The 2,383-nt window shown below is 43.9% G+C and carries 3 protein-coding genes; 1 reads left to right on the forward strand and 2 read right to left on the reverse strand.

The window, feature by feature from the left end; genetic code table 11:
* Positions 1-83: 83 nt before the first annotated feature.
* Positions 84-692, forward strand: coding sequence for a HEAT repeat domain-containing protein (locus NJ959_RS28610; protein WP_254015156.1), 609 nt, complete (start codon positions 84-86; stop codon positions 690-692).
* 74 nt (positions 693-766) lie between these two features.
* Here the strand turns inward: NJ959_RS28610 and NJ959_RS28615 are convergent, their stop codons facing one another.
* Together NJ959_RS28615 and NJ959_RS28620 are read right to left on the reverse strand one after the other, a co-directional pair.
* A complete protein-coding gene (locus NJ959_RS28615) occupies positions 767-1,675 on the reverse strand; it encodes a HEAT repeat domain-containing protein (RefSeq protein ID WP_254015157.1) in 909 nt (302 codons plus the stop codon).
* Positions 1,676-1,787: 112 nt separating this feature from the next.
* On the reverse strand, positions 1,788-2,027 hold the full coding sequence (locus NJ959_RS28620) for a DUF8630 family protein (protein WP_254015158.1): 240 nt from the start codon (positions 2,025-2,027) through the stop codon (positions 1,788-1,790).
* Positions 2,028-2,383: the final 356 nt, after the last annotated feature.

Consider the following 2,383-nt stretch of genomic DNA (forward strand, 5'->3'; position numbering starts at 1 on the left):
GAGTAGGGAGTGGGGAGTGGGGAATGACTAATAACTAATAACAAACAACCAACAACTAACAACAAACAACCAACAACAAACTTATGACAGATTCTCTATTTGAACAATTAAAACATCCAAATCCTCACATGCGCGATCGCGCTATGTTGGAAATTGCCGACTCCCGGGATGAAAACACTATCCCCACGCTGATGAGTATTTTGGATGATGAAAATACAACCTATCGTAGGGCAGCAGTTAAGGCGTTAGGTTTGATGGGCTTCGATCCTGTGCCACCCTTAGTGGAATCTATGCTCAATAGCGATAATGTTACAGTTAGGGGCAGTTGTGCGAAGGCGCTGGCACAAATCGCCATCAACTATCCAGAAGATCCCTTTCCGGAAGCAGGGTTACAGGGATTAAAAGCAGCGATTAATGATGCTAATCCCGTGGTGCATATTGCAGCGGTAATGGCGTTGGGTGAAATCGGCTCTCCGGCTTTTGATATTTTGCTCGAAGCCCTGGAAACTACAGATAATATTGCAGTGCAGGTTACGATCGCAAATACTCTTGCTTCTTTGGGAGACGATCGCGCTTTAGAGGTATTGACAAAATTAACTAATGATGATTCTGTCGATACTTATGTGCGAGAGACGGCAGTAAGTGCTTTATCTCGTTTAGATTTAGTGAGCAATTACCAAAGAAAGGAGTAGGGAGTGGGGAGTGGGGAGTGGGGAGTGGGGAAAGAGTTTTAACTCATTCCCCTTTTGACTTTTGACTTTTGACTCTATTCCCAGTCATCCTCTCCTGACTTCCTTTCTATCTGAGAAATCGCTAACTTAATCACTGTTTGTACTCCCCCTTCAGATTCCTGATTTAATGCAGTATTTAGGGGTTGTAGTGCGATGGAATCTCCTATTTTCATCAAGGCTAAGGCTGCTGATTTTCGGCTTTCCCAATCGGTGTGATGTAATAGCTCAATTAGATGGGGAATTGCTGGTTTATAGGTTAAATTACCCAATACTGCTGCTGCTTCGCATCGCACGTTTGCCGATGAATCAGTCAGGGCATTAACTAAAACATTAAATGCTTTCTCTTCAGGGTTTTCTTGGGCAATTTTTGCGATCGCACCTACCACAGCCGCACGCACTTCAGGTGAATCTGAGCCTATTTCTTGATATAGATAATCTTTTGCCTCTGCACCAATAAATGCTAATGCCCAGGCTGCATGACCTTTGGTACTTTCTGGATAATCTGGTGATGCTAAGATTTCCAGTAATGGGGGTACGGATGCCTCGCCCATCCTCGCCAGCGCTCCTATTGAGGAGCCTTTGACGACTGTATCTTCATCATGTAAAAGGGAATAGACTAGATTTGGTACGGCAATGGGATCGCCAATCAGAGTCAGGGTTTTGGCAGCAGCCCGCCGCACTACTACGTTGGTATGATTTGCCAAAGCATCTAGCAAGAAAGGGGTAGCGGGTTTCCCGATTTCTCCTAGTCTTTGGGCAAAACCCAACCTCACCATTCCCCGCGTATCGCCTAGGCTTTCAACCATCAGTTTGAGAAGCTGTTGATTATTGCTATCGAAGGTATCTAGCGATATTTGTTCTTTAACTGCTTCAAGTAGGGCATCTGTCTCTGATTGGGATAGCTGAATGGGAGTACTCTCGGATTGAGTTTCGGATTGGAGCATATTACAGAAATAAGGTTGAATATTGAATTGATTTTTGTTTGTAGTAAGCGCTTCAGCGCTGAAGCACTTACTACGAACAAAATCAACCTATCAAGATTAATGCGATAAAATACTAGTTACTTGCACTCAGAGTACTTTGCTGTTCCCGAAGTTGGTGAAGTGCAGCGTCAATTCTAGCAAGCTCAGGCTCCAGTTGCGCCATTACTTTGGCTTTGGGCAGTTTAGCCTTTTGTGCCGTTGTCATGGTTTCATTAACCAGACGTTCCCGATATTGCTCGAATTCGCCAATTAGCTCTGCTAGCTCTTCATGGCTTAACTGTTCAGTTGTTGTAACTTCTGCGGTTGTTGACATCTGTTGTTTCCTAAACATCTATTCATCTATTATTTATTTTCTGCGATCGCTTGTCATTTGTCATGGTCTGTGAAATTATTACATTTTGTTACTTTGTTTCTGGTAATTGAGACAGAGAGGGCACTTAACCCATTGGTGTTTGGGTTTTCATTCCTGGCGATGTTTCTGTTATGTAGTGACATCTCCTACACCAACCTGAGTACAGGTATGGTGTAGGCTTCCAAACCAATCCGGCTATTGCTTAGGAGGCGTTTGGCTTTAAGAACGCGATGCCCCAGCGCTCTATTTTTTATATTTATCGCCGCTTAACTACATCCTGAAGAACTTGAGAGTATATCTCGGCATACCAGGTCTGG

The organism is Limnofasciculus baicalensis BBK-W-15, from assembly GCF_024178385.1.
GTDB lineage: Bacteria > Cyanobacteriota > Cyanobacteriia > Cyanobacteriales > Coleofasciculaceae > Limnofasciculus > Limnofasciculus baicalensis.